The following is a 19,469-nucleotide window of genomic DNA, read 5'->3' on the forward strand; positions in this document are numbered from 1 at the left end:
TGGACACCGATACGCTCGCCTGAGAAGGAAGAGGGTATTGATGTTCCTGCTTGACGGCACGGTGATCACGAGCGCCAGCGACCTGACTGCAGCGTCGAGCTGTGAGTTCGCCTTCCTCCGCAAGCTCGACGTGAAGCTTGGTCGCACCGATGCGGTGCCCGATCCCGTCGACGCCATGCTGCAGCGCACCTCAAGGCTGGGCGACGAGCACGAACACCGGGTACTCGAGCACTACAGGCAGACCGGTTCGGTCGCTGAGATCGAACGCCCAGAGCGGATGTCACGCGCGGCACTCGATGAGGCCCAGGCCGACACCGTGCGGGCGTTTGGCAGCGGAGCGGATGTCGTCTTCCAGGCCACATTCTTCAACGCAGGCAGCGAGAGCGGCACCGATGCCGACAGCACGAGCAGCACCGGATTCATCGGTTTCGCCGACTTCATCGTGCGCCAGCCAGACGGCAGCTATCTCGTGCAAGACACGAAACTTGCCCGCAGTGCCAAGGTCACGGCCCTGCTCCAGCTCGCGGCATATGTCGAGCAACTTGAGCGCATCGGAGTGCCAGCGGCAGAGACGGTCGAGCTGTTGCTCGGTGACGGTTCGGTCAGCGTGCACCGGGTGAGCGACATCCTGCCCGTCTACCGCAAGCGGCGCCAACGCCTGCTGCAGGTCATATCCGACCGGCTCACCGCCGCCGATGCGCTGTCGTGGGGCGATCCGCTGTACGCCGTTTGTGGGCGCTGCACCACCTGTGAAGCCGAGGTGCAAGCTAGTCGCGACCTGCTGCTCGTCGCCGGCATGCGCGTGACGCAGCGTGACCGACTGGCCGCCGCCGGCATTCGCACTATCGAAGAGTTGGCAGCGCTGCCAGAGCTCTCGCCCGTCATCGACGCCACCGGCATCGCCGAGAACACGCTCGCAGGGCTGCGCAAGCAGGCCAGGCTGCAAATCGAGGCGCTCGCCGGTGAGCCACCTCCCATCGAGGTGTACAACGCCTCGGCATTGGCCGCGCTGCCCGAGCCCGATGCTGGCGACATCTTCTTCGACTTCGAGGGTGACCCGCTGTACACAGAGGGCGACGCCGAACGCTGGGGGCTCGACTACCTCTTCGGTCTGGTCGAACCCGACGGCACGTTCAGGGCGTTCTGGGCGCACACCTTCGCCGAAGAGCGCCAGGCGCTGCTCGATTTTCTGGAATACCTCGAAGCCCGCAGGGCCGTTTATCCCGACATGCACGTCTACCACTACGCCGCCTACGAACGCACGCACCTACTCAGCCTCGCCGCCAGGCACGGCGTGGGCGAGGCCGAGATTGACCAGCTGCTTCGCGAGAACGTCCTCGTCGACCTGTACCCGCTGGTACGCAAAGCGGTGCGCGTGGGCTCCCGTTCGTATTCCATCAAAAAGCTCGAGCCTCTCTACATGGGCGACGAACTGCGCGGGGGAGAGGTCACCAACGCTGCAGACTCAATCACCGAATACTCGGCCGCCCGCGAGCTGACGGCACTCGGCGAGTTCGCCGAGGGGCAGCGGATGCTCGACTCAATAGCCGACTACAACCGCTACGACTGCGTTTCGACACTGCGACTGCGGGATTGGCTGCTGGAGCAGGCAGCAGCTGCACAGGTGCCGGTCGGTGCGCTGCAGTCGAGCGCCGACGACATCTGGGAGCCCGAACAGTCGCTCCTGCGCGACGGGCTTCTCGCTCTGGCCGGAGACCCGCTCGACCCGCACCGCACGGCAGACCAGACGGCCGCTGCCTTCGCTGCTGCCGCCATCGACTATCACCGCCGGGAGCAGAAGAGCTTCTGGTGGGGGCACTTCGCCCGACTCGAACAGCCGATCGAGGAATGGGAAGACACCCGCGACGTGCTGCACATTACCGACGTGCGTGTCGAACGCGACTGGTATCGCGAAGGCAGGCAGCGTACAGACAGGCGTGAGATTCGCGTGCATGGCAGGCTGGCGCCTGGCAGCAGCATCAAGCCCGGCGATCAGGCCGGTCCCTATCTGCTCTATGAATACCCGGGACCCTTCATCGACCCGCGGGCGGCTGCTGGCGCCCGCACCGCACGCACTGTGAAGGTGCTCGAGGTAGCGGATGACGGCAGCATCCTTCTCGAAGAAACGCTGGGTGCCGGAGTGGAGCAGTACTCGAATCGGCCGAGCGCCCTTGCGCCATCTGCCCCACCTCCTGCCGGTCAGCAGAAGCCGGCAATTGAGGAATGGGCGCAGGAGATCATCGACACTCAGCCCGATTGGCCGGCCGAGCCGATGGTCGACATCCTGCGCCGCGTGGCTCCCCGCACTCGCTCCGGCGCGCTCAGCCCGGTTTCAGCCGACCCGCAGGGCGACGAACGTATCGATGCCGTGGTGTCGAGCCTGCTCGACCTCGATCACTCCTACCTGGCAGTGCAGGGCCCTCCCGGTACCGGCAAGAGCTACCTCGGTGCACACGTGATCACGGCGCTGGTGCGCGAGCACGGCTGGAAGATCGGTGTAGTCGCGCAGTCGCATGCTGTCGTCGAGAACCTGCTCGCGGCCGTCGTGAAGGCCGGGCTCGACACGTCACTGGTCGGCAAGGTAGAGAAGGCCGGCGGTGCTGCGACGGCGACCGACAACGACGACGAGCGTGAGTCCTCGTTCACCGCGCTGCCGAAAGACGGGCATCTCCTATTTGCGCTCGACAATGCAGACTCGGGCTTTGTGCTCGGCGGCACGGCATGGGACTTCAGCAATCCCGCTCGCGTACCCAGGCACAGCCTCGACCTGCTGGTCGTCGACGAAGCGGGCCAGTTCTCGTTAGCCTCGACGATTGCCGCCAGCGTTGCCGCTTCGAACCTGCTGTTGCTCGGCGACCCACAGCAATTGCCTCAGGTGAGCCAGGGCACGCATCCTGAGCCCATCGACCAGTCGGCTCTCGGCTGGGTCAGCGCAGGGCACGACGTGCTGCCTGCGACCCTCGGATACTTCCTGGCCGAAAGTAGACGGATGCACCCGGCCGTCACCGCGCCGGTGTCTCGGTTGTCTTACGAGGGAGCACTGCACTCGCATCCGGTGGCCGCGACGCGTCTTCTCGTCGGCGTGGAGCCGGGGCTGCACATCGTTCCCGTCGAGCACGCCGGCAACGCGGTGGAGTCGCCTGAAGAAGCAGCTGCTGTCGTCGAGCTTGTGCGTTCGCTGCTCGGTCGACTGTGGAGCGATCCGTCTGAGAAGCGGCACGATGAGCCGCTCACCGAAGACGACATCATCGTTGTCACGCCATACAACGCTCAGCTCAACACGGTGCGGGATGCATTGGCCGTTGCCGGCTTCACGTCAGTGCGCGTCGGCACCGTCGATAAGTTCCAAGGACAGGAAGCGGCTATCGCTCTCGTGACATTGGCTGCATCCTCGGCGGCAGACGTGCCACGGGGCCTGTCGTTCCTCATCATGAAGAACCGTCTGAACGTGGCGATCTCGCGTGCCAAATGGGCGGCTTATCTGGTGTTTTCGCCCGCACTCATCGACAGTCTTCCTGTCACGCCGGCAGGAGTGGCCGAGCTGAGCGCGTTCATCACCCTTGTCGAATCCGGGCGGTGAGCGCGCCTGCACACCGAAATTCGAAAAGAGTGCGCGCACTGCAACTTTCTGCTTTTTCACGAGATACCCAGCCGAAACGGCAGGAAACGGTAAATGGGGCATCCGAATTACCCGTAACGTTGATAAGTGGTTTTCGTTTCGTCGGATCTCGAAGTGAATGAGTGCCACGCATAGGAAAGGTTTTGCGTTGAGCGACGAATGTAAACATGGACTTGAGGGCGGATTGTGCGCCAGCTGCTTCCCGAAGGCAGCCCCCGATGAATCACTGATGGTCAAGGCTCCACGCGCCCGTGCGTCGAAGCCGATGTCACTGCGTTCAGCACCGTCACCGGTGTCGGTCTCATTGAAGGGACCAGGGTCAGTCACCGCTGTACAGACCTCTGTGGCAAAGACTGCAGTGTCGATGCCGCCAGCCAGGGTCGGCGAACAGCGCATCTACCACGTGACCCACATCGACAACCTGGTGCAGATCCTGGATCGCGGCGCACTGCTTGCCGATTCCAGCGACTCGACGCCCGTCGTCGATATCTCCTCGCCGGAGAACCGCGCAACCAGGCGCCAGACGACGGTTTCGGCAGACAGCGAGGCAACAGTCGCCGACTACGTACCGTTCTTCCTGTCTCCGAACGCAAGCGTGTGGAACAGCATCCGCGCTCACAACGCTGACCCGCGACTGTCGGAAGACGCAATTGATTCGTCAATCTTCGACTACGTGATTCTCGTCAGCACCGTCAAATCGGTCATCGACTCGCAGGCTGAAAGCACCGATGTGGTTGACGACGATGCAGCTGCCAGTTCGCCTTCGTTCACCGTGACAGACGGCGACGCTGTCATCGGACACACACGGTTCGCGGCGAGCCGCGACGAGGCGGAGCGCCTGCTCTGGACCTTGCGTGCCAACCCCGACGCCGGCACCATCCTCGAATCCGAGTTCCTGGTGAAGGATGTGCTGCCATTTGACCGCATCACCCTCATCGGTGTCGCCAACGACAAGGTGCGCCAGGGCGTCCGCGCAATTCTGAGCCCCTCAGGTTTCGCCACCAAAGTTGCCGTGTACCCGCCGTGGTTCCAGGCGACTGACGAGACGGCCGGTCTCGACGACTAGTCGTCAGCACGCTGAAATCGAGCCTGCCGAACCCTCGTATGAGGATTCGGCAGGCTCGATTTGTATGTGCAGCGTTACGTGAGGGCTATTTGCGGGGCAGCACGGTCAGCACCCGCAGGACGAAATCGTAGAACTCGTTCATGTATGTGCGCAGAAACTCTGCGGTTGCCTCGTTCGTCACCTCGCCGTCGTCGGTAATCAGCCCGGGCGTCATGTGGATGTACGCCTCCGGCGCCGTCATCTGCGGTGCGTTGCAGAACGAGAGAGTTCCGCGCAGGCTCTGCTGGGCAAGGGCTGTGCCGATCGCACCCATCGAGGCGCCGATCACGGCCGACGGTTTGCCGGTCAGCGCGTTCTGTCCCCACGGCCGACTCGCCCAGTCGAGCGCGTTTTTCAACGCGCCAGGCACGGATCGGTTGTATTCAGGGGTGATGAATAAGAGTGCATCAACCGAGGCGATCGCCGCCTTGAAGTCGCGGGCGACGGGTGGGTAGTCGATATCGAGATCCCGGTTGTAGAGCGGGAGATCCCGAATCGCTATCTCGACGAACTCCATCTCTGGGGGCGCCAGCTTGATGAGTGCTTTCGAGAGTGTCCTGTTGATCGACTCCGACGACAGGCTGCCGATGAAGTATCCAACGGAGTAGGGCGGTTCATGTTCAAAGGTGGTGGCCATGAATCCAGCTTGCGCCTCGTGCTCGCAAGAGTCGAGGTTCGCGAGGACTCTGTAACGTCTATCGCTCCAGCAGGCCGCGGATGTCGTCGGCCGTGAGCGCGGTGCTGAACAGGGCGTCGTCATCCACTACCGCGTTGAAGAGTGTGGCCTTGCGCTCTTTGAGCGCCATGACCTTCTCTTCGATCGTGCCGGTAGCCACCATTCGGTACACCATCACGTTCTTGGTCTGGCCGATGCGGTGGGTGCGGTCGATGGCCTGGGCCTCGCTCGCCGGGTTCCACCACGGGTCGAGCATGAAGACGTAGTCGGCCTCGGTGAGGTTGAGGCCGAAGCCGCCGGCCTTGAGACTGATCAGGAAGACCGGGGCATCGCCGCTCTTGAATCGGTTGATGACCTCTGGGCGCCGCAGCGTGGATCCGTCGAGGTACTCGTAAGCAATGCCCTCTGCGTCGAGGCGCTCTGCGGTCTTACGCAGATACGAGGTGAACTGGCTGAAAATGAGTGCACGATGGCCCTCGGCGACCACATCTTCGAGCTGTTCGAACAGTGCGTCGAGCTTGCTTGACGGAATCGAGGCATAGGCGGGATCGATGAGTGAGGCGTCGAGGCTCAGCATCCGCAACAAGGTCAGCGACCTGAACACGATGAACCGGTTGCGGTCGAGATCCTCGATCAGGCCGAGCAGCTTCTGGCGCTCGCGCTGCAGGAACGTGTCGTACAGCTCGCGATGGGCAGGAGCCAAATCGATGTACAGGGTCTGTTCCTGCTTGGCCGGTAGCTCGGTCACGACTCGTTCTTTGGTGCGACGGAGCATCAGCGGACGGATGCGACGCTTCAGCCTGGCGAGACGCTCGCGGTTCTTCTCAAGTTCGATCTGGCGCACATAATCTTCGGTGAACTTACGCGCAGAGGGGAACAGCCCAGGGGCGACGATAGCGCACAGCGACCACAACTCAAGCAGGTTGTTCTCCAGGGGAGTCCCGGTGAGAGCCAGCTTGAACTGGGTGTTCAAGTCGACGGCCGATCGATGCACCTGTGACTCGCGATTCTTCACGAACTGCGCTTCATCGAGGATCAAGCCGGCCCAGCTTTGTGCCTGATACGCATCGAAGTCGAGTCTGAAGAGTGCGTATGAGGCGACGACGACATCGGGTCCTGTTTCGCCTTCAGCGGCGGCCCTCCCGCCGACGCCGACATCCGCCAGCCCGCCGATTTTCGTGACAATCCGCACATCGAGGTCGGGCGTGAACCGGGAAGCTTCACTGGCCCAGTTCGCCACAACGGATGTCGGCGCCACGATCAGGAACGGCTGGACGGGTTTCGTCTGGTCTGGGAAGGTCACCCGTTGTTCTGTCACGTGGGCGAGCAGGGCGAGAGTTTGCAGCGTCTTGCCGAGCCCCATGTCGTCGGCGAGGATGCCGCCGAGGCGGTGAGTCCACAGGAAGGCGAGCCAGTTGAATCCGTCGATCTGGTACGGGCGGAGGGTCGCAGCGAGCCCGGAGGGCAGCGGAACCGGCTGAACCGGTTCGTTGCCAGGAGTGTCTGCTGCAGCTCCGAGCTCGAGAAGCCCGCTGACGGCGGCACGCCAACTTGTGGCCTGCACCGTCTCGTCTGCGAGGTCTTCGAATTCGGCCCAGAGGCCGGCCTGGTGCCGGTTGATGCGCAGCTCGGTCTCCCACTCGGCGAGTTCCCTGGCCTCCTCGATGAGCTCCTTGAGGCGGTCGAATTCGGGCTGGTTGAGCGAGAGATACGACCCGTCGACGAGGAGCAGCTTCTTCTTGCTCTTCGACAAGGCTTTGAAGAGAGGGCCGAACGGGATCGTGTGGCCGCTGACCTTGACCAGCACCCCCAGGTCGAACCAGTCACGATGGTCACTCTCAACGGTTGTGAACACCATCTCCGGGCGGTCGGTGAGCTCGCGGTAGCGCGGCTTGGTACCCACGACATCGACGCGGATGCCGGCCCGCCTGGCTAGCTTCGGCAACGTCCGCTCGGTGAATTCGGCGGCATCGACGTCGCGGATGGTTGTCGGGGCAAAGTTCTCGATGCCGGTGCGCGAGAGGATCGCACGCTCAGTACGTCGGTTGCGCCACGCGTCGTCGCCCTGCTGCTGCGAGCCACTGGCCTCAGACACGGGCAGCACGGTGGTCGCCGCGCCGAGTGAATATTCCCAGTGCCAGTCGAGCTGCAGGGTGTGCTTGGGGCCAAACGTCGCGGTGAGCACGAGCGTCGGTGGGCCAGGGCGTGGAAACTCGACTGAAGAGTCTGAGCTGGTGATCGTGAGCGAGCTCCGCAGCCGGGGATAGTGCTCTGCCAAAAACTCGGGCACGTCGGGTGCCGGAATGACGAGCTCTGAACTCTCGCCGAGCAGACGACGCTGCTGTTTGGTGAGCTGCCGCGGCGTCGGGGCGAGCACAAAGCTCTGGCGGGGGCTGACCTGCGCCCAGTAGATGCCGTGGGTGCCGATGAACCCGGCGGATTCAGGGGGATACGAGGTGCCGTCGATCATCAGCTGGGTCACGAGTTGCACGTCGCTCGCCGCTGCATCCGCTGCGTCTGGGCCAGACACCCGGGTGGCGTCGACGCTCACCAGCGCTTCTGCGCCGATGGTGACGATGGCGTCTTTCTTTGTCCCGACGAAGTCGATGCCCAGCGCGACGGCTTCATCGAGCAGGTGCCAGAGCACGGGGCTGACGAAATCGTCGAGGTAGATCCAGTCGCTTTCCTGCCCGGAGTAGGCACCCCTGGTCGCTCGGTGCATTGCAACGAACTGCGAGAACCAGCGGTGCTGCTCTGGGTGCAGGTTCAAACGATTGAGCTGGTGCGCCACACTGTTCCAGGCCACGGTCGACTTGACCCAGCTGCCCCGAGAATTGCGCAGAACGGGTCGGATGCCCAGCCGAAATGCCCCGGCCGATCCCTCAGCATCCGCCGTCACCGGTCTGGCTGTCGGACCTCGCCAGCGCTCGCTGGTGCGTGGCGTCTGCTCGCGCAATTCGAATTGCAGTCCGAGCGGGGTGAAGACGCTGGCAGCTGTGGGGCGCGGCTGATCGGCCGGACCGGTGAGCGCCAGCACGGCGGTCTTCCAATCGGGCTGCGGCATGCCCCCATGCTCTCACGCGCGACCGACAGTTCCCGTCGAGTGACAGTTCCCGTCGGGAGCGAGCGGTGTGCACTGCGGCGGGCAGGCTCAGGGAATGTGGCGCAGCAGCGCAAGCCGGCTGGTCGTGCGTTCGAAGTCACGCGTCTCTGCTGCCACCTGCAGCGCATCCGCTGCGGCATGCTCGCTGACGATGTGCAGCGTCACGTTCCGATCGGCGAGCACATCGATGAGATTCGCGAAGCGTTGTCTGGCCTGCATGGTCGCCGTGTGGAGCACCGGCACGCCCTCAACAACCCAGCTCTGATAAACGGATGCCCACCTCAGGTAGTCACCCACCACCGAGTCCGCCTCGCACAGCTCGTCGAACCGAAACCACACCTCGCCGTCGCCAGCACGGCGGGCGGTAAAGCTGTGACCGTTCGCCGAGAGGGTGGCCTGCTCAGCGGCGTGCGGGGTAACCAGGCCGGCATCGGCGAGCTGCCGCGAGCTGCCCGGAGTCAGCCAGCGGCCCGCGGCGAAACCCGTCCCCGTGGTGGCCGGGGCGGCTCGGCGGTAGTCGATCGTGCCACCGAGCTCGAACACCTCGAGATGGCGTTCGATGAGAATGATGCCCGGTTCGAATAGGTCGTGAAAATCAGCGTCAGGCAGCAGGTCGCCTGGCGCGTAGTTCGACGTGGCCAGCACACTCACGCCCCGCGCGACGATCTCCTCGAGCACGCGGGTGATGAGTGCAGCATCCCCGGAATCGTGCACATGAAACTCGTCGAAATAGAGCAGGTTGATGCCGTCGAGCAGCTCGGCGATGGCATCGGCGATGACCTGACCAGGCTCTGAGAGTCCGCTCGACCGGTTACGCCAGATCGACTCGTGCAGGCTGCGGAAGAAGGTGTGGAAGTGCGTGCGACGTTTCGCCTCGGTGGGCAATGCGTCGAAGAACGCGTCGCACAGCCACGTCTTGCCCCGGCCGACGGGACCATGGATGTACAGGCCTCGACCGACGCCTGTTGCCGGCTCGGCGGCATCCGCTGGCTGGAGGCTGGCAGACGTCAGACCGATGCCAGGCGCCAGACCGATGCCAGACGCCAGACCGCTTGCCGATACCCGCGCGCCGAAGGCATCCAGCGCCGCGACAAGTCGCTGCTGTTCTGCGTCGAGAACCACCCCATCGCTTACGAACGGTGCGGTGGGGGTGGCGATGCTCATGAATCGAACCTACAGGGGTGTGGCGTTGGTCAATTGTTGAAGTGAGGGGTTGCTAGTTTGGCCGAACTACGACGGCGATCAGGTTCTCGGCATCGTCCTGCCAATCGGGGCGACCATACGAGGAGCCGATCCCGTGCAGCGCTGTCATGACGACCCCCGGGGTGATGTCGTTTGTCAGAGCGCCGTCCTTCAAGGCGCTGCCTGCAGGGCCAAGAAAGGTCCCGGTGCAGTCGTGACCGAGCGGCCTGCCGAACGCAGCAGCGCGGTGGGGTGGACTCAATCTGGGCGCGCGGTTTCCCGGCAGGCGCGCGCTTTATTGCGCGCCTGCCGGGAAAGCGCGCGCCAGGATTGGCCGTCGGCGTCCCTAACCATTGCGGTGGCTGCCTCCGCCGGCCGAAGGGGCCGACTGCGGGCCGCTGGCACGTCCATACGTCGAGGTGCGAACGTCAGCAAGAGAGGCACACGGGTGTGCAGTCGAAGCGGATCCCGTTCCGATAACGATCCGCAGGGAGATCACATGGAACCTCGACGCCACGTGGACGAGCCGCCAGAGTGAGCCCATGACTGGACGAATCGATGATGCGATGCAACGCTCACTGACGGCCATGGGGTTGGCGACCGTCACACTATTGCTTCTGAGCGGATGCGGCAATGCGCCGGGCGGACCGTCCGGGTCGGTTCGCAGCGTGCCGATGGCTGAGGTGGTGGCCGCCGCCGATTGCCTCGCTCCGAATCTGGGTGACGGGTTATACAGCGAGCCGGTATTACCGGGACAGACAGCGCCAGCCCCGGAGGAAGAGGACGCCCACGCCGACGCCCCGCCTGCCGGCCGGGTGCCAGCCGGTTTCGAGGCCGTCGCGGCCATCCGCTGCAATCTACATGGCAGCGTCGACGACGCGGAGGGACGCTGGGCCGCGGTCACGGCCGAGACCCGCGGCGGCAACCTCGCCAGGTTGTTGTCGGCGTTGGCCGAAGCGGATGATGGCTCATCCATTTTTCCGTGCACGGCGGATATGGAACTCATGCCCCCGCTCTGGCTCGTCGACGCGAGTGGCCAGGCGATTCACGTGCACTATCCGAGAAACGCATGCGGCAAGACCAAGTCGGGCGCGCGGGAAGCGTTCGAGGCGCTGGACGTTGTCGCGAGCGTCACGCTGAAGCGAAACCTCATCGAACCGAGGGCAGCCATCGACGCGGGGTGCGCTGTGCAATGGACTGCCCCGTCCGCCGGTTGGCCCGCCTTGACCACACCGGGGCCGCCGGTCATGACCGAGGACGGGTTGGCCACGATTCCCCTGGAAGCAGCCACAGCCGGGCCCGTTGTGCCGACCATCGCCCTGCGCTGGTGCCGGTACGCGACCGAACCGCTTGCCCCGGACACGAGTCCTGCGCCCGTCGCGTTCGAGGGCGCGATCATGCTCCGCACCGGTACGTTCGTCGCCGGTGGTGTACTCGATTCGGCGCTCACCGCGCGCGTCTACGTGGAGGCGGCCGCAGCAGTCGCCGAGTCGGGTGGCGCCAGGTGCGACGCGGCTGCCGAGTCATTCATGGTGCTCTGGCCAGCGGATGGCGGGGCCGAGCTTTCGTGGAACTCCGAGACGTCGCTGAGCGTCGACCTGGACGGCTGTCCGAAGCTATATCGCGCGGGCGCTGATCCGCGGCCCATCTCCGCCGAGCTGCTCGGGCTGCTTGCCTCCGCATCCGAATAGTAGTTTCTCGGTGGACGAGGCAGCCAACGGGGTCCTCACCACTCAGCCTCGCGCTGCGTGCCCGGCCTGTCGCCAGCACAGGATGGATCGAGCGATTGCCACCGAATACAGGACGGATCGCGCTCTCCGCGGCAACGCTTCCGGTTTTCGTGACATCCGCTGGCTGAGAGGTCGAGGAATGGGCATCCGCTGCGTCGCCATTGGCGGCAACCCGTCGACTGTCGCGCCAGGGACTGTCAGGGGTAGCAGCTAGCGTGAACATATGAGAATCCTGCACACGTCGGACTGGCACATCGGACGCACGTTCCATGGGCATTCGACGGTGGAGAACCTGCGCACCGTGCTCATGGCGCTGGTGGAATCCGTGCGGGAGCACGGTGTCGACGTGGTTGTCGTCGCCGGGGATGTCTTCGATTCGGCCACGCCGGCAGCGGACTACTACACGGTGCTCACCGACACCCTGCGTGCCATCCGCGACACGGGTGCGACAGTCGTCATGACGAGTGGCAACCATGACTCTGCAGCACGCCTCGGCTACCTCTCTGAGTTCGCCAGCCTCGCCGGCATTCACATCGTCACCAGGCCGGAACAGCTCGACCAGCCGATCACGCTGACCGATGAGCACGGCCCTGTGCATTTTTACGGCATTCCCTACCTTGAGCCGGCGCTGATTCGGCACCTCTATCCGGATGCCACGCTGCGCACCCACGAGCAGACCCTCGGCTTCGCTCTCGACAGGATCAGGGCCGACCTTGATTCCCGCGGTGGCCGGTCAGTTGTCATCTCGCACTGCTTCGCCGTGGGTGGAGTGGCGCTCTCGGCGCTCTCGGCGCCCGAGTCCGCCGAGTCCGCCGAGGGCGCCGAGACGACAGGAACTACAGAGGCCACCGATGTTGAACGGGACATCACCGCCGGCGGCCTCGACTACGTGCCGCTCGCGGTCTTCGACGGCCCCGACTACGTAGCTCTCGGCCATATCCACGGCCGCTCTGCCCTGAGCGACCGGGTGCGGTACTCCGGCGCTCCGCTGCACTATTCATTCTCTGAGGCGAACAAGCCGCGCGGATCGTGGCTGGTCGAGCTGGACGCCGGTGGCCTGGCATCCGTTGACTGGGTACCGCTTCCTGTGCCGCGTGCTCTTGTCGTGCTCACCGGCACGATCGACACCCTCCTCGCCGACGCGGCGCTCGCCGAGCACGAGGAGCACTGGGTATCCGCGGTGCTCACCGACCAGGTGCGGCCGATGGACTCGATGCGTCGCCTGCAGGAGCGCTTCCCCTGGTGCGTCACGCTGGAGCATCGCCCGGCGTTCACCGCGCCGACGGCGAAGACGTCGTATTCAGACCGCGTGCACAAGAAGGCTGACCATGAGATCGTGGCCGGGTTCCTCGAGCACGTGCGTAACGGCGTCGGCCCGTCGAGCTTCGAGCACGACGTGCTGGCCGAGGTGCTCGCTGAGGTCGTTGCCGCGGGTGGGTCTGCCGATCGATCTGCCGACCGATCAACCGAGCACGCCGGCACCGCGCGTGGCGCTGCCGGGCGGGCCAGCGTATGAGGATCAAGCGACTCACCGTCGCCGGGTTCGGCCCGTACAAGAATGAGCAGCACGTCGACTTCGAACGCTTTCGGGACGACGGCCTCTTTCTGATCACTGGCAAGACCGGCGCCGGAAAATCGAGCATCCTCGACGCCATCTGTTACGCGCTCTACGGCAGCATTCCGCGCTATGACAACGCCCAGCAGAAACTGCGGAGCGACTACTGCACGCCAGATGACCCGACGTTCGTGGAGCTGGTCTTCAGCGTCAACGGCACCGAATACCAGGTACGCCGCAGCCCCGAATTCGAGCGACCGAAAGCCAGGGGAGTCGGCACCACCCTGCAGAAACCGACGGCCGTGCTGTCGCAGCGGAGCGAAGCCGGCGGTGCGGATGCTGGTGCCGGGGGGTCTCGCACCGATGACAGCGACTGGGTGGGGGTAGCGGCAAGGCCCGTTGACGTCGGCCATGAGCTCGACCGCGTCCTGGGTCTGACGAAAGACCAGTTTCTGCAGGTGATCCTGCTGGCGCAGAACCGTTTCCAGGAGTTCCTGCTGTCGAAGAACGACGATCGGCAGGCGGTACTCCGCAGCCTCTTCGGCACGCGACGGTTCGATCACATCGAGACCACGCTCGTCGAACGGCGAAAGGCGCTGGCCGCCGAGCTGGAATCCGCGCGCGAGAAGCTGGAACAGCAGGCATCGCAGGTGCGCACCCTGCTCGACGCTGCCGTTGGGCCTGCAACGGGCGATGACGCTGCGAATGCCACGAATGCCACGAATGCCCTGAATACGAGCGCCCCGACACTGTCGTGGTTCGAGGCGGCGCTTGCCGCGATCGACGAACAACTCGATGCCGCGACCCTCATGGCCGAAGAAGCCGATGCTGCGTTCGACGCAGCGGATGCCACGGTGCGCGCTCTCGTCGATATCCAACGACTGCAGATCCGTCGCGATGGTGCCGCGGCAACGCTCGGGGAGCTCGATGCGAATCGCGACGGCATCGAGGCCGATCGACGCGCGCTCGCTGCGGCGCACAGGGCGGCCGTCGTCTGGCCGCACCTGGTGGCCAGGCAGAATGCGGAAGCGGCCCGCGACGCAGCGCTCACCGAAGAGGAGGAGGCACGCGAGGCATTCGAGCCATTCGCTGCGGAATCGTCCGCAACACCGGCAGAGCTGGCGTCCCCGACGGAGTCGCTCGCCGCAACGATTGACGAACTCACCCGCACCATCGGTACCCTCGACACCGTTCGCGCCGACGAACGCCGACTCCCGACACTGCTGCAGGAGGTCGAGAGCCTGCAACGTCGCGTTGGCGACATCCAGGGTGAGCTGGAGGAAGCATCCGCTCGCAGCGTCGCGGTGCCGGCGCAGATCGACGATGTCGCCGCTGAACTCACCGAGGCGCAGATTGCCGCTGCCGCCCAGCAGGCGGCGACCGAGAAGATCAACCGCTTGACGGTTGCCCGTGACGCCGCGCGCTCGGCCATCGCCCTCGAGACCCAGCACCGCGAGGCACTCACCGCGGAGACCGATGCCAGCGGCGAGCATTCGACGGCAGCAGCGCTGATCCACGACCTGATGCGTCGACGCCTGGCCGGGCACGCAGCCGAATTGGCTGCCGAATTACAGCCGGGGGAGGCGTGCTCTGTCTGCGGGTCGCCCGCACACCCCGCACCCGCAACGGCCCAGGCAGAACCGGTGACCGCCGACGACGTCGAGCGCGCACGCAGCGCGGCCGACGTGCGCCGAGGCGAGATGGACGCCGCCCACGAACGCGTCCTGCACGCGGCTACTGCACTCGCCGAAGCGCGCGCAGCGGCGGCCGGCAAGACCGTCGACGAGTTGGACGCCGAACTCATCGATGCGCGTGCAGCGCTGGCGGAGGCCACGACGGCTGCCCGAAGCGTAGCTGCGCTTGAGGCCAGGCACGAGGCGCTCCGCGGCGAGCTGGAGGGGGCGGCGGTACACCTCACCGCGCTGCGTGACGAGAAGGAGACCGCGGCGGCCACGCTTGCCGAGGTCGAGCACACCTGCGCTGACATCCGCACGCGGATCGCGCGCTACCGCGGCGCATTCGAGTCCGTCGCAGGGCGGGCGAGCTGGCTGCAGGATGCCCTGGCCGCAGCTACGTCATTCGCGGCGGCGCTGCGCAGCACCCAGTCAGCGCGAAGCGCCTACGCCTCAGCCGCGGCGGCCCTCACCGAGCAGCTGCGCGAGCAGGGATTCGTCACCGAAGACGATGTTGCTGTTGCCCGGCGCACGAGTGCCGAGATGGCCGCCCTCGATGCGCGGATAACCCTGCACGACCAGGCGCGCAGCACGGCGCTGTCGATCCTGGCTGAACCTGAGATCGTCGGCCTTCCCGCAGAGCCCGTCGAGCTCGAGGGCCCGACGGCGCGGCTCGCAGACGCCAGGGCTGCCCGCGACGCCGCGCTCAGGGAGCGCAGCGTCGTCGCCGAGCGCCAGGGCCAGCTGGCCCGCATCGTTGCGAAAGTGCGCGACGAGTCTGCGGCATCCGCCCAGCTGCAGGAGGAGTACGCCCAGCTGCACGAGCTGGCCAGCGTCGTTCAAGGAAAAGACCCGAACACCAAGCGGATGCGCCTCGAAACGTACGTGCTCGCCGCCCAGCTTGAAGAGATCGTCGCGTCGGCAAACATCCGGCTGCGTGCCATGACGAGCGGACGCTACGCGCTGGAACACGACGATTCGGTGCAGTACCGGAACACCCAGTCAGGGCTGGGACTGACGATTCTCGACCAGCACACTGGGCGCGCCAGGGCGACCAACTCCTTGTCGGGTGGGGAGACATTCCTGGCGTCGCTCGCGCTCGCACTGGGACTCGCGGAAGTCGTCACCAACCAGGCCGGCGGCATCACGCTCGACACCCTGTTCGTCGATGAAGGTTTCGGGTCGCTCGACAGCGACACCCTCGAAATCGCGATGGGCACGCTCGACAGCCTGCGCGCTGGCGGACGCACGATTGGGTTGATCAGCCACGTCGACGCGATGAAAGAACAGATCCCCGCCAAACTGCGCATCATCGTCACCGATCGCGGCTACAGCGAGATTCAAGCCGGCTGATCCGCGGTTCAGGGATCGGCCAACCGCTCGTCGAGACACGCACTGGCGCTTGTTCCTCGACTAGCGGTGGGCCGGAGCGATACTCAGCCCCTAGCCTACTCCTCGCGCAGCAAGCGTGACTTGCGGCCTTCGCCAGACGGATGCGCGCCAGCGGCATCGATGATCCAGGCGTACTCAAAAGCCCGCTCGCGCCACGCGCTGTAACGGCCGGATACCCCGCCGTGTCCGGCCGACATCTCTGTCTTGAGCAGCGCATCCGCTCCCACTTCGCGCAGTTTGGCCACCCACTTCGCCGGCTCGACATAGAGCACGCGGGTGTCGTTCAAACTTGTCACGGCCAGGATGCGTGGGTAGCTCGTCTCGTGCACATTCTCCAGCGGAGAGTACGACTTGATGTACGCGTACGCCTCTGGATTATGCAACGGGTCGCCCCATTCGTCCCACTCGATCACCGTGAGGGGGAGTGATGGGTCGAGGATCGTGGTCAGCGGGTCGACGAACGGCACCTCGGCGACGATTCCGGAGAAGAGCCTCGGCGCCATATTGGCGACAGCACCCATCAGCAGGCCACCGGCGCTGCCACCCTCGGCAACCAGGCGGTCTGGCGCGGTGTAGTCGTTGTCGATCAGGTGATTGGCGCACGCGATGAAGTCGGTGAACGAATTGCGTTTGTGGAACTTCTTGCCCTCTTCGTACCAGGTGCGACCCAGCTCGCCGCCCCCGCGCACGTGAGCGATCGCAAAGATCATTCCGCGATCGAGCAGGCTCAGTCGGGCGATACCGAAGCCGGGATCGATGCTGTGCTCATAAGAGCCGTAGCCGTAGAGCAGGGTGGGGGCCGGGGTGCCTGGCGCGACGAGATCCTTGCGGTAGACCAGCGAGATCGGAATGCGGGTGCCGTCCTCGGCGGTTGCCCATTCCCGTCGCTGCTCGAACAGGGTGGGGTCGTATTTGCCGAGCACGGGCTGGCGCTTGAGCAGGATCAGCTCGCCCGTCGCAACGACGTAGTCGTAGACAGATGACGGGGTCACGAAGCTCGTGTAGCCGAGCCGAATCCGGGGTTGCTCCCATTCGGGGTTGGCCGATGTGCCGACGGAGAAGAGTTCCTCGTCGAACGTCAGCTCGGTGAGGCCACCGCGATCATCCTTGCTCTCGCGGCGACGGGCGACGGCAACCCGGGTGAGGCCATCTCGGCGGTACTCAACGGCGACGAAATCGCGGAACGCGTCGACACCTTCAAGCCTGATGGAGTCGTGATGCGGTAGCAGCATCTTTTTGATGCCGCGTGGGTCTGACGCTGCAACGCTGACGAGTTCGAAATTCACCGCGTCATCGTTGTGAACGATGAGCAGCCGGTCTTCGCCGTCGATCACCGCGTGTTCGACGTCGTATTCGACGCCGTCTCGGCGCGGCCACACTACCTCGAACTCGCCGGTGGGGTTCGCGGCTTCGAGCAGTCTGGTCTCGCTCGTCACATTGGAACCGGCCTCGATCATGAGGTACTTGCGGCTGCGGGAGCGACCGACGCCGACCCAGAACCGTTCGTCAGGCTCGTGGAACACCGACACGTCATCGGCCACTGCTGTGCCGAGCTCGTGACGCCAGACCGTGTCTGGGCGCCAGGCGTCGTCGACGGTGGTGTAGAAAATGAAGCGACCGGTCGGGTCGATCATCGCCCCGCCGCCGGTGTTCTCGATCTCATCGGCCAGGTTCTCGCCGGTTTCGATGACGCGGATCTTCACCGTGTAGCGTTCGTCACCCTCGATATCAACGGCGTAGAGCAGCAGGGTGCCATCCGTGCTGATGTCGTAGCTGCCGAGCGAATAGAAATCGTGCCCCGCTGCCTCGACGTTGTCGTCGAGCAGTACTTGCTCGCCTGGCACTCCTTCGGTGGCCTCCAGCACCGGCGGCGTCCAGTCATCCGGGTCGGTGATCGGTGCCCGAGCGTGGATGCCGTATTCGAGCCCTTCGACGGTTCGGGTGTAGTACCACCACTGCCCGCGGCGCACCGGAACGCTGAGATCGGTCTCCTGGGTGCGTTCCTTGATCTCTTCGAAGATCAGCTCCTGGAGGATACCGAGGTGTGACGTGCGGGCCTCGGTGTAGTCATTCTCGGCATCGAGATAGGCCAGAACCTCCGGATTGTCCTTGTCACGCAGCCACTCGTAGTCGTCAATGTAGACGTCATTGTGGTGGATACGCTCAGTCGGCTTCTTAGCGGCGACGGGAGGAGTGATCATGGTTCTCAGCGTACGTGACTAGCTGGTTCGCCTCGCGGTTCAGGCCGGGAATCGTACGGTCGCGGCGACAGCGCCGCCGCCGGGAACATCCTCGGCACGCACAGCGAATACTCGTGCATCCGAGAGCAGGGCACGGCGGAGGATTTCGTCGACGACACCATAGTTCGAGGCGTCATCCTCGTCGCTCAGAGTGACAGCACCTGTCTCATCGTCGATGTAACCGGGAACGCGCTGATCGATGTCAACGAGTAGCGTCTCGATCGCCTTGCTCGTGGCGGCCCTGGCGACGTCGGTCAGGTCGATCACTGCCCGGCCGTGCGCCGCGCTGGTACCGAAGCGGTCCTTGATGTCGGCGAGTACCGACGCATAGAGTTCGTCGAGCAGCGGCCTGGCTGCTGCGGCGAGTTGTTCGTCGGAGCGATCCTCCGGGTTGCCGGCGATCACGGGCTCGACCAAGCGCGGATACGTGCACACCGATCTGAAGATGCTGGTGAGTGGTTCGGCGCCCGCAAGGATGAGCGGCCTGCTCGACGTGGCGAGAACCGGATGGATCGCAAGCTCGATGGCTTGCGAATACTCGCGCATCCGAACCTTCTGGCCTTCGCTGCCTTGGATGCGACCGTCAGCGGTACGGCCCTTGATCGACTCGAGGCCGACGGCACTGGCGACATCGGTTGGCATTCCGGGAACAGCCAGTCGGTTGGCCGGCTCTGCAACGGAAATCTCGATGAGCCTCACCGAGTTCTGCGCGAGGGCAAGGATGAATGCCGACTGCGGGAACGTGACGGCACGGATCAGGGGCTTGATGTAGAACCGGTCAGAGACTTCGAGGGCTGATTCCAGACGATTCGGAACGCGGTATGCGTAAAACGATGAGCCAGACACGAAGATCGCGAGGCTGTTCGACTGGTAGCGCCAGAAGGTGGGATCGTCGACTTTTGCGGTGACAGCGGACTTGATCGAGGCGATGACCTTCTCGTCGGTGCCGGCTGCTGAGAGCTGCTCTGTGGCGGCTTTGAGCATGTTCTTGAGTTCTATTTTCCAGACATCGGCCTCGGTGGGGAGGCTGCCCGTCGGGAGGTAGATCGACACACACCCCGGTTCCCGAGTTGTAGCCAAATCTTCGATTTCGCTTCGGGTTGGGATATCGGTGTGTTGCATATCAATCTCCTTCGAATCGACGAGAAGCGAGGCATCCGCTGAATTCCAGACTATGAGTTTGCTGACGGCGTT

Annotated in this window: 11 protein-coding genes; 5 read left to right on the forward strand and 6 right to left on the reverse strand. The window is 64.7% G+C overall.

Annotation, left to right across the window (positions count from 1 at the left end; genetic code table 11):
• The first annotated feature begins 40 nt into the window (after nucleotides 1–40).
• Together ACMT3I_RS01885 and ACMT3I_RS01890 are read left to right on the forward strand one after the other, a co-directional pair.
• Entirely contained in the window at nucleotides 41–3,580 is a 3,540-nt protein-coding gene (locus ACMT3I_RS01885; protein WP_414803511.1) for a TM0106 family RecB-like putative nuclease, read from the forward strand.
• A gap of 268 nt (nucleotides 3,581–3,848) precedes the next feature.
• A complete protein-coding gene (locus ACMT3I_RS01890; RefSeq protein ID WP_414802744.1) occupies nucleotides 3,849–4,685 on the forward strand; it encodes a DUF4433 domain-containing protein in 837 nt (278 codons plus the stop codon).
• An 85-nt stretch (nucleotides 4,686–4,770) separates the two neighbouring features.
• On the opposite strand, the gene ACMT3I_RS01895 is transcribed toward ACMT3I_RS01890, so the two are convergent.
• The 4 genes from ACMT3I_RS01895 to ACMT3I_RS01910 form a co-directional block, all read right to left on the reverse strand.
• Nucleotides 4,771–5,361, reverse strand: a complete 591-nt coding sequence (locus ACMT3I_RS01895) for an NADPH-dependent FMN reductase (protein WP_414802745.1) — start codon at nucleotides 5,359–5,361, stop codon at nucleotides 4,771–4,773.
• A 58-nt stretch (nucleotides 5,362–5,419) separates the two neighbouring features.
• On the reverse strand, nucleotides 5,420–8,464 hold the full coding sequence (locus ACMT3I_RS01900; protein WP_414802746.1) for a DEAD/DEAH box helicase: 3,045 nt from the start codon (nucleotides 8,462–8,464) through the stop codon (nucleotides 5,420–5,422).
• 87 nt (nucleotides 8,465–8,551) lie between these two features.
• A complete protein-coding gene (gene zapE, locus ACMT3I_RS01905) occupies nucleotides 8,552–9,667 on the reverse strand; it encodes a cell division protein ZapE (RefSeq protein WP_414802747.1) in 1,116 nt (371 codons plus the stop codon).
• Nucleotides 9,668–9,719: 52 nt separating this feature from the next.
• Entirely contained in the window at nucleotides 9,720–9,860 is a 141-nt protein-coding gene (locus tag ACMT3I_RS01910; RefSeq protein ID WP_414802748.1) for a hypothetical protein, read from the reverse strand.
• Nucleotides 9,861–10,227: 367 nt separating this feature from the next.
• Here ACMT3I_RS01910 and ACMT3I_RS01915 point away from each other — a divergent pair, with 367 nt between their 5' ends.
• From ACMT3I_RS01915 to ACMT3I_RS01925, 3 genes are all read left to right on the forward strand, one after another.
• On the forward strand, nucleotides 10,228–11,376 hold the full coding sequence (locus ACMT3I_RS01915; protein ID WP_414802749.1) for a hypothetical protein: 1,149 nt from the start codon (nucleotides 10,228–10,230) through the stop codon (nucleotides 11,374–11,376).
• A 262-nt stretch (nucleotides 11,377–11,638) separates the two neighbouring features.
• Nucleotides 11,639–12,931 carry an exonuclease SbcCD subunit D gene (locus ACMT3I_RS01920; RefSeq protein ID WP_414802750.1) on the forward strand — a complete coding sequence of 431 codons (1,293 nt, stop codon included), beginning with the start codon at nucleotides 11,639–11,641 and terminating at the stop codon, nucleotides 12,929–12,931.
• The gene (locus ACMT3I_RS01925; protein WP_414802751.1) at nucleotides 12,928–15,996 is read left to right on the forward strand and encodes an AAA family ATPase; all 3,069 of its coding nucleotides are present in this window, start codon (nucleotides 12,928–12,930) and stop codon (nucleotides 15,994–15,996) included. The genes ACMT3I_RS01920 and ACMT3I_RS01925 overlap by 4 nt, the downstream gene beginning before the upstream one ends.
• 95 nt (nucleotides 15,997–16,091) lie before the next feature.
• Here ACMT3I_RS01925 and ACMT3I_RS01930 read toward each other — a convergent pair whose 3' ends face one another.
• Together ACMT3I_RS01930 and ACMT3I_RS01935 are read right to left on the reverse strand one after the other, a co-directional pair.
• The gene (locus ACMT3I_RS01930; RefSeq protein WP_414802752.1) at nucleotides 16,092–18,236 is read right to left on the reverse strand and encodes a S9 family peptidase; all 2,145 of its coding nucleotides are present in this window, start codon (nucleotides 18,234–18,236) and stop codon (nucleotides 16,092–16,094) included.
• Nucleotides 18,237–18,275: 39 nt separating this feature from the next.
• Nucleotides 18,276–19,397: a hypothetical protein gene (locus tag ACMT3I_RS01935; RefSeq protein ID WP_414802753.1), complete on the reverse strand. Its 1,122-nt coding sequence runs from the start codon at nucleotides 19,395–19,397 to the stop codon at nucleotides 18,276–18,278.
• Between the last annotated feature and the right edge of the window lie 72 nt (nucleotides 19,398–19,469).

It is taken from the genome of Leifsonia sp. A12D58, from assembly GCF_047530025.1.
In the GTDB taxonomy this organism is placed as follows: domain Bacteria; phylum Actinomycetota; class Actinomycetes; order Actinomycetales; family Microbacteriaceae; genus Cryobacterium.

Bases quoted from the DNA above. Each gene is read 5' to 3' on its own strand.
- ACMT3I_RS01895 (WP_414802745.1), bottom strand. From the start codon at position 5,361: ATGGCCACCACCTTTGAACATGAACCGCCCTACTCCGTTGGATACTTC.
- ACMT3I_RS01920 (WP_414802750.1), top strand. From the start codon at position 11,639: ATGAGAATCCTGCACACGTCGGACTGGCACATCGGACGCACGTTCCAT.
- ACMT3I_RS01935 (WP_414802753.1), bottom strand. From the start codon at position 19,397: ATGCAACACACCGATATCCCAACCCGAAGCGAAATCGAAGATTTGGCT.
- ACMT3I_RS01925 (WP_414802751.1), top strand. From the start codon at position 12,928: ATGAGGATCAAGCGACTCACCGTCGCCGGGTTCGGCCCGTACAAGAAT.
- ACMT3I_RS01915 (WP_414802749.1), top strand. From the start codon at position 10,228: ATGACTGGACGAATCGATGATGCGATGCAACGCTCACTGACGGCCATG.
- ACMT3I_RS01885 (WP_414803511.1), top strand. From the start codon at position 41: ATGTTCCTGCTTGACGGCACGGTGATCACGAGCGCCAGCGACCTGACT.
- ACMT3I_RS01900 (WP_414802746.1), bottom strand. From the start codon at position 8,464: ATGCCGCAGCCCGATTGGAAGACCGCCGTGCTGGCGCTCACCGGTCCG.
- ACMT3I_RS01890 (WP_414802744.1), top strand. From the start codon at position 3,849: ATGGTCAAGGCTCCACGCGCCCGTGCGTCGAAGCCGATGTCACTGCGT.
- zapE (WP_414802747.1), bottom strand. From the start codon at position 9,667: ATGAGCATCGCCACCCCCACCGCACCGTTCGTAAGCGATGGGGTGGTT.
- ACMT3I_RS01930 (WP_414802752.1), bottom strand. From the start codon at position 18,236: ATGATCACTCCTCCCGTCGCCGCTAAGAAGCCGACTGAGCGTATCCAC.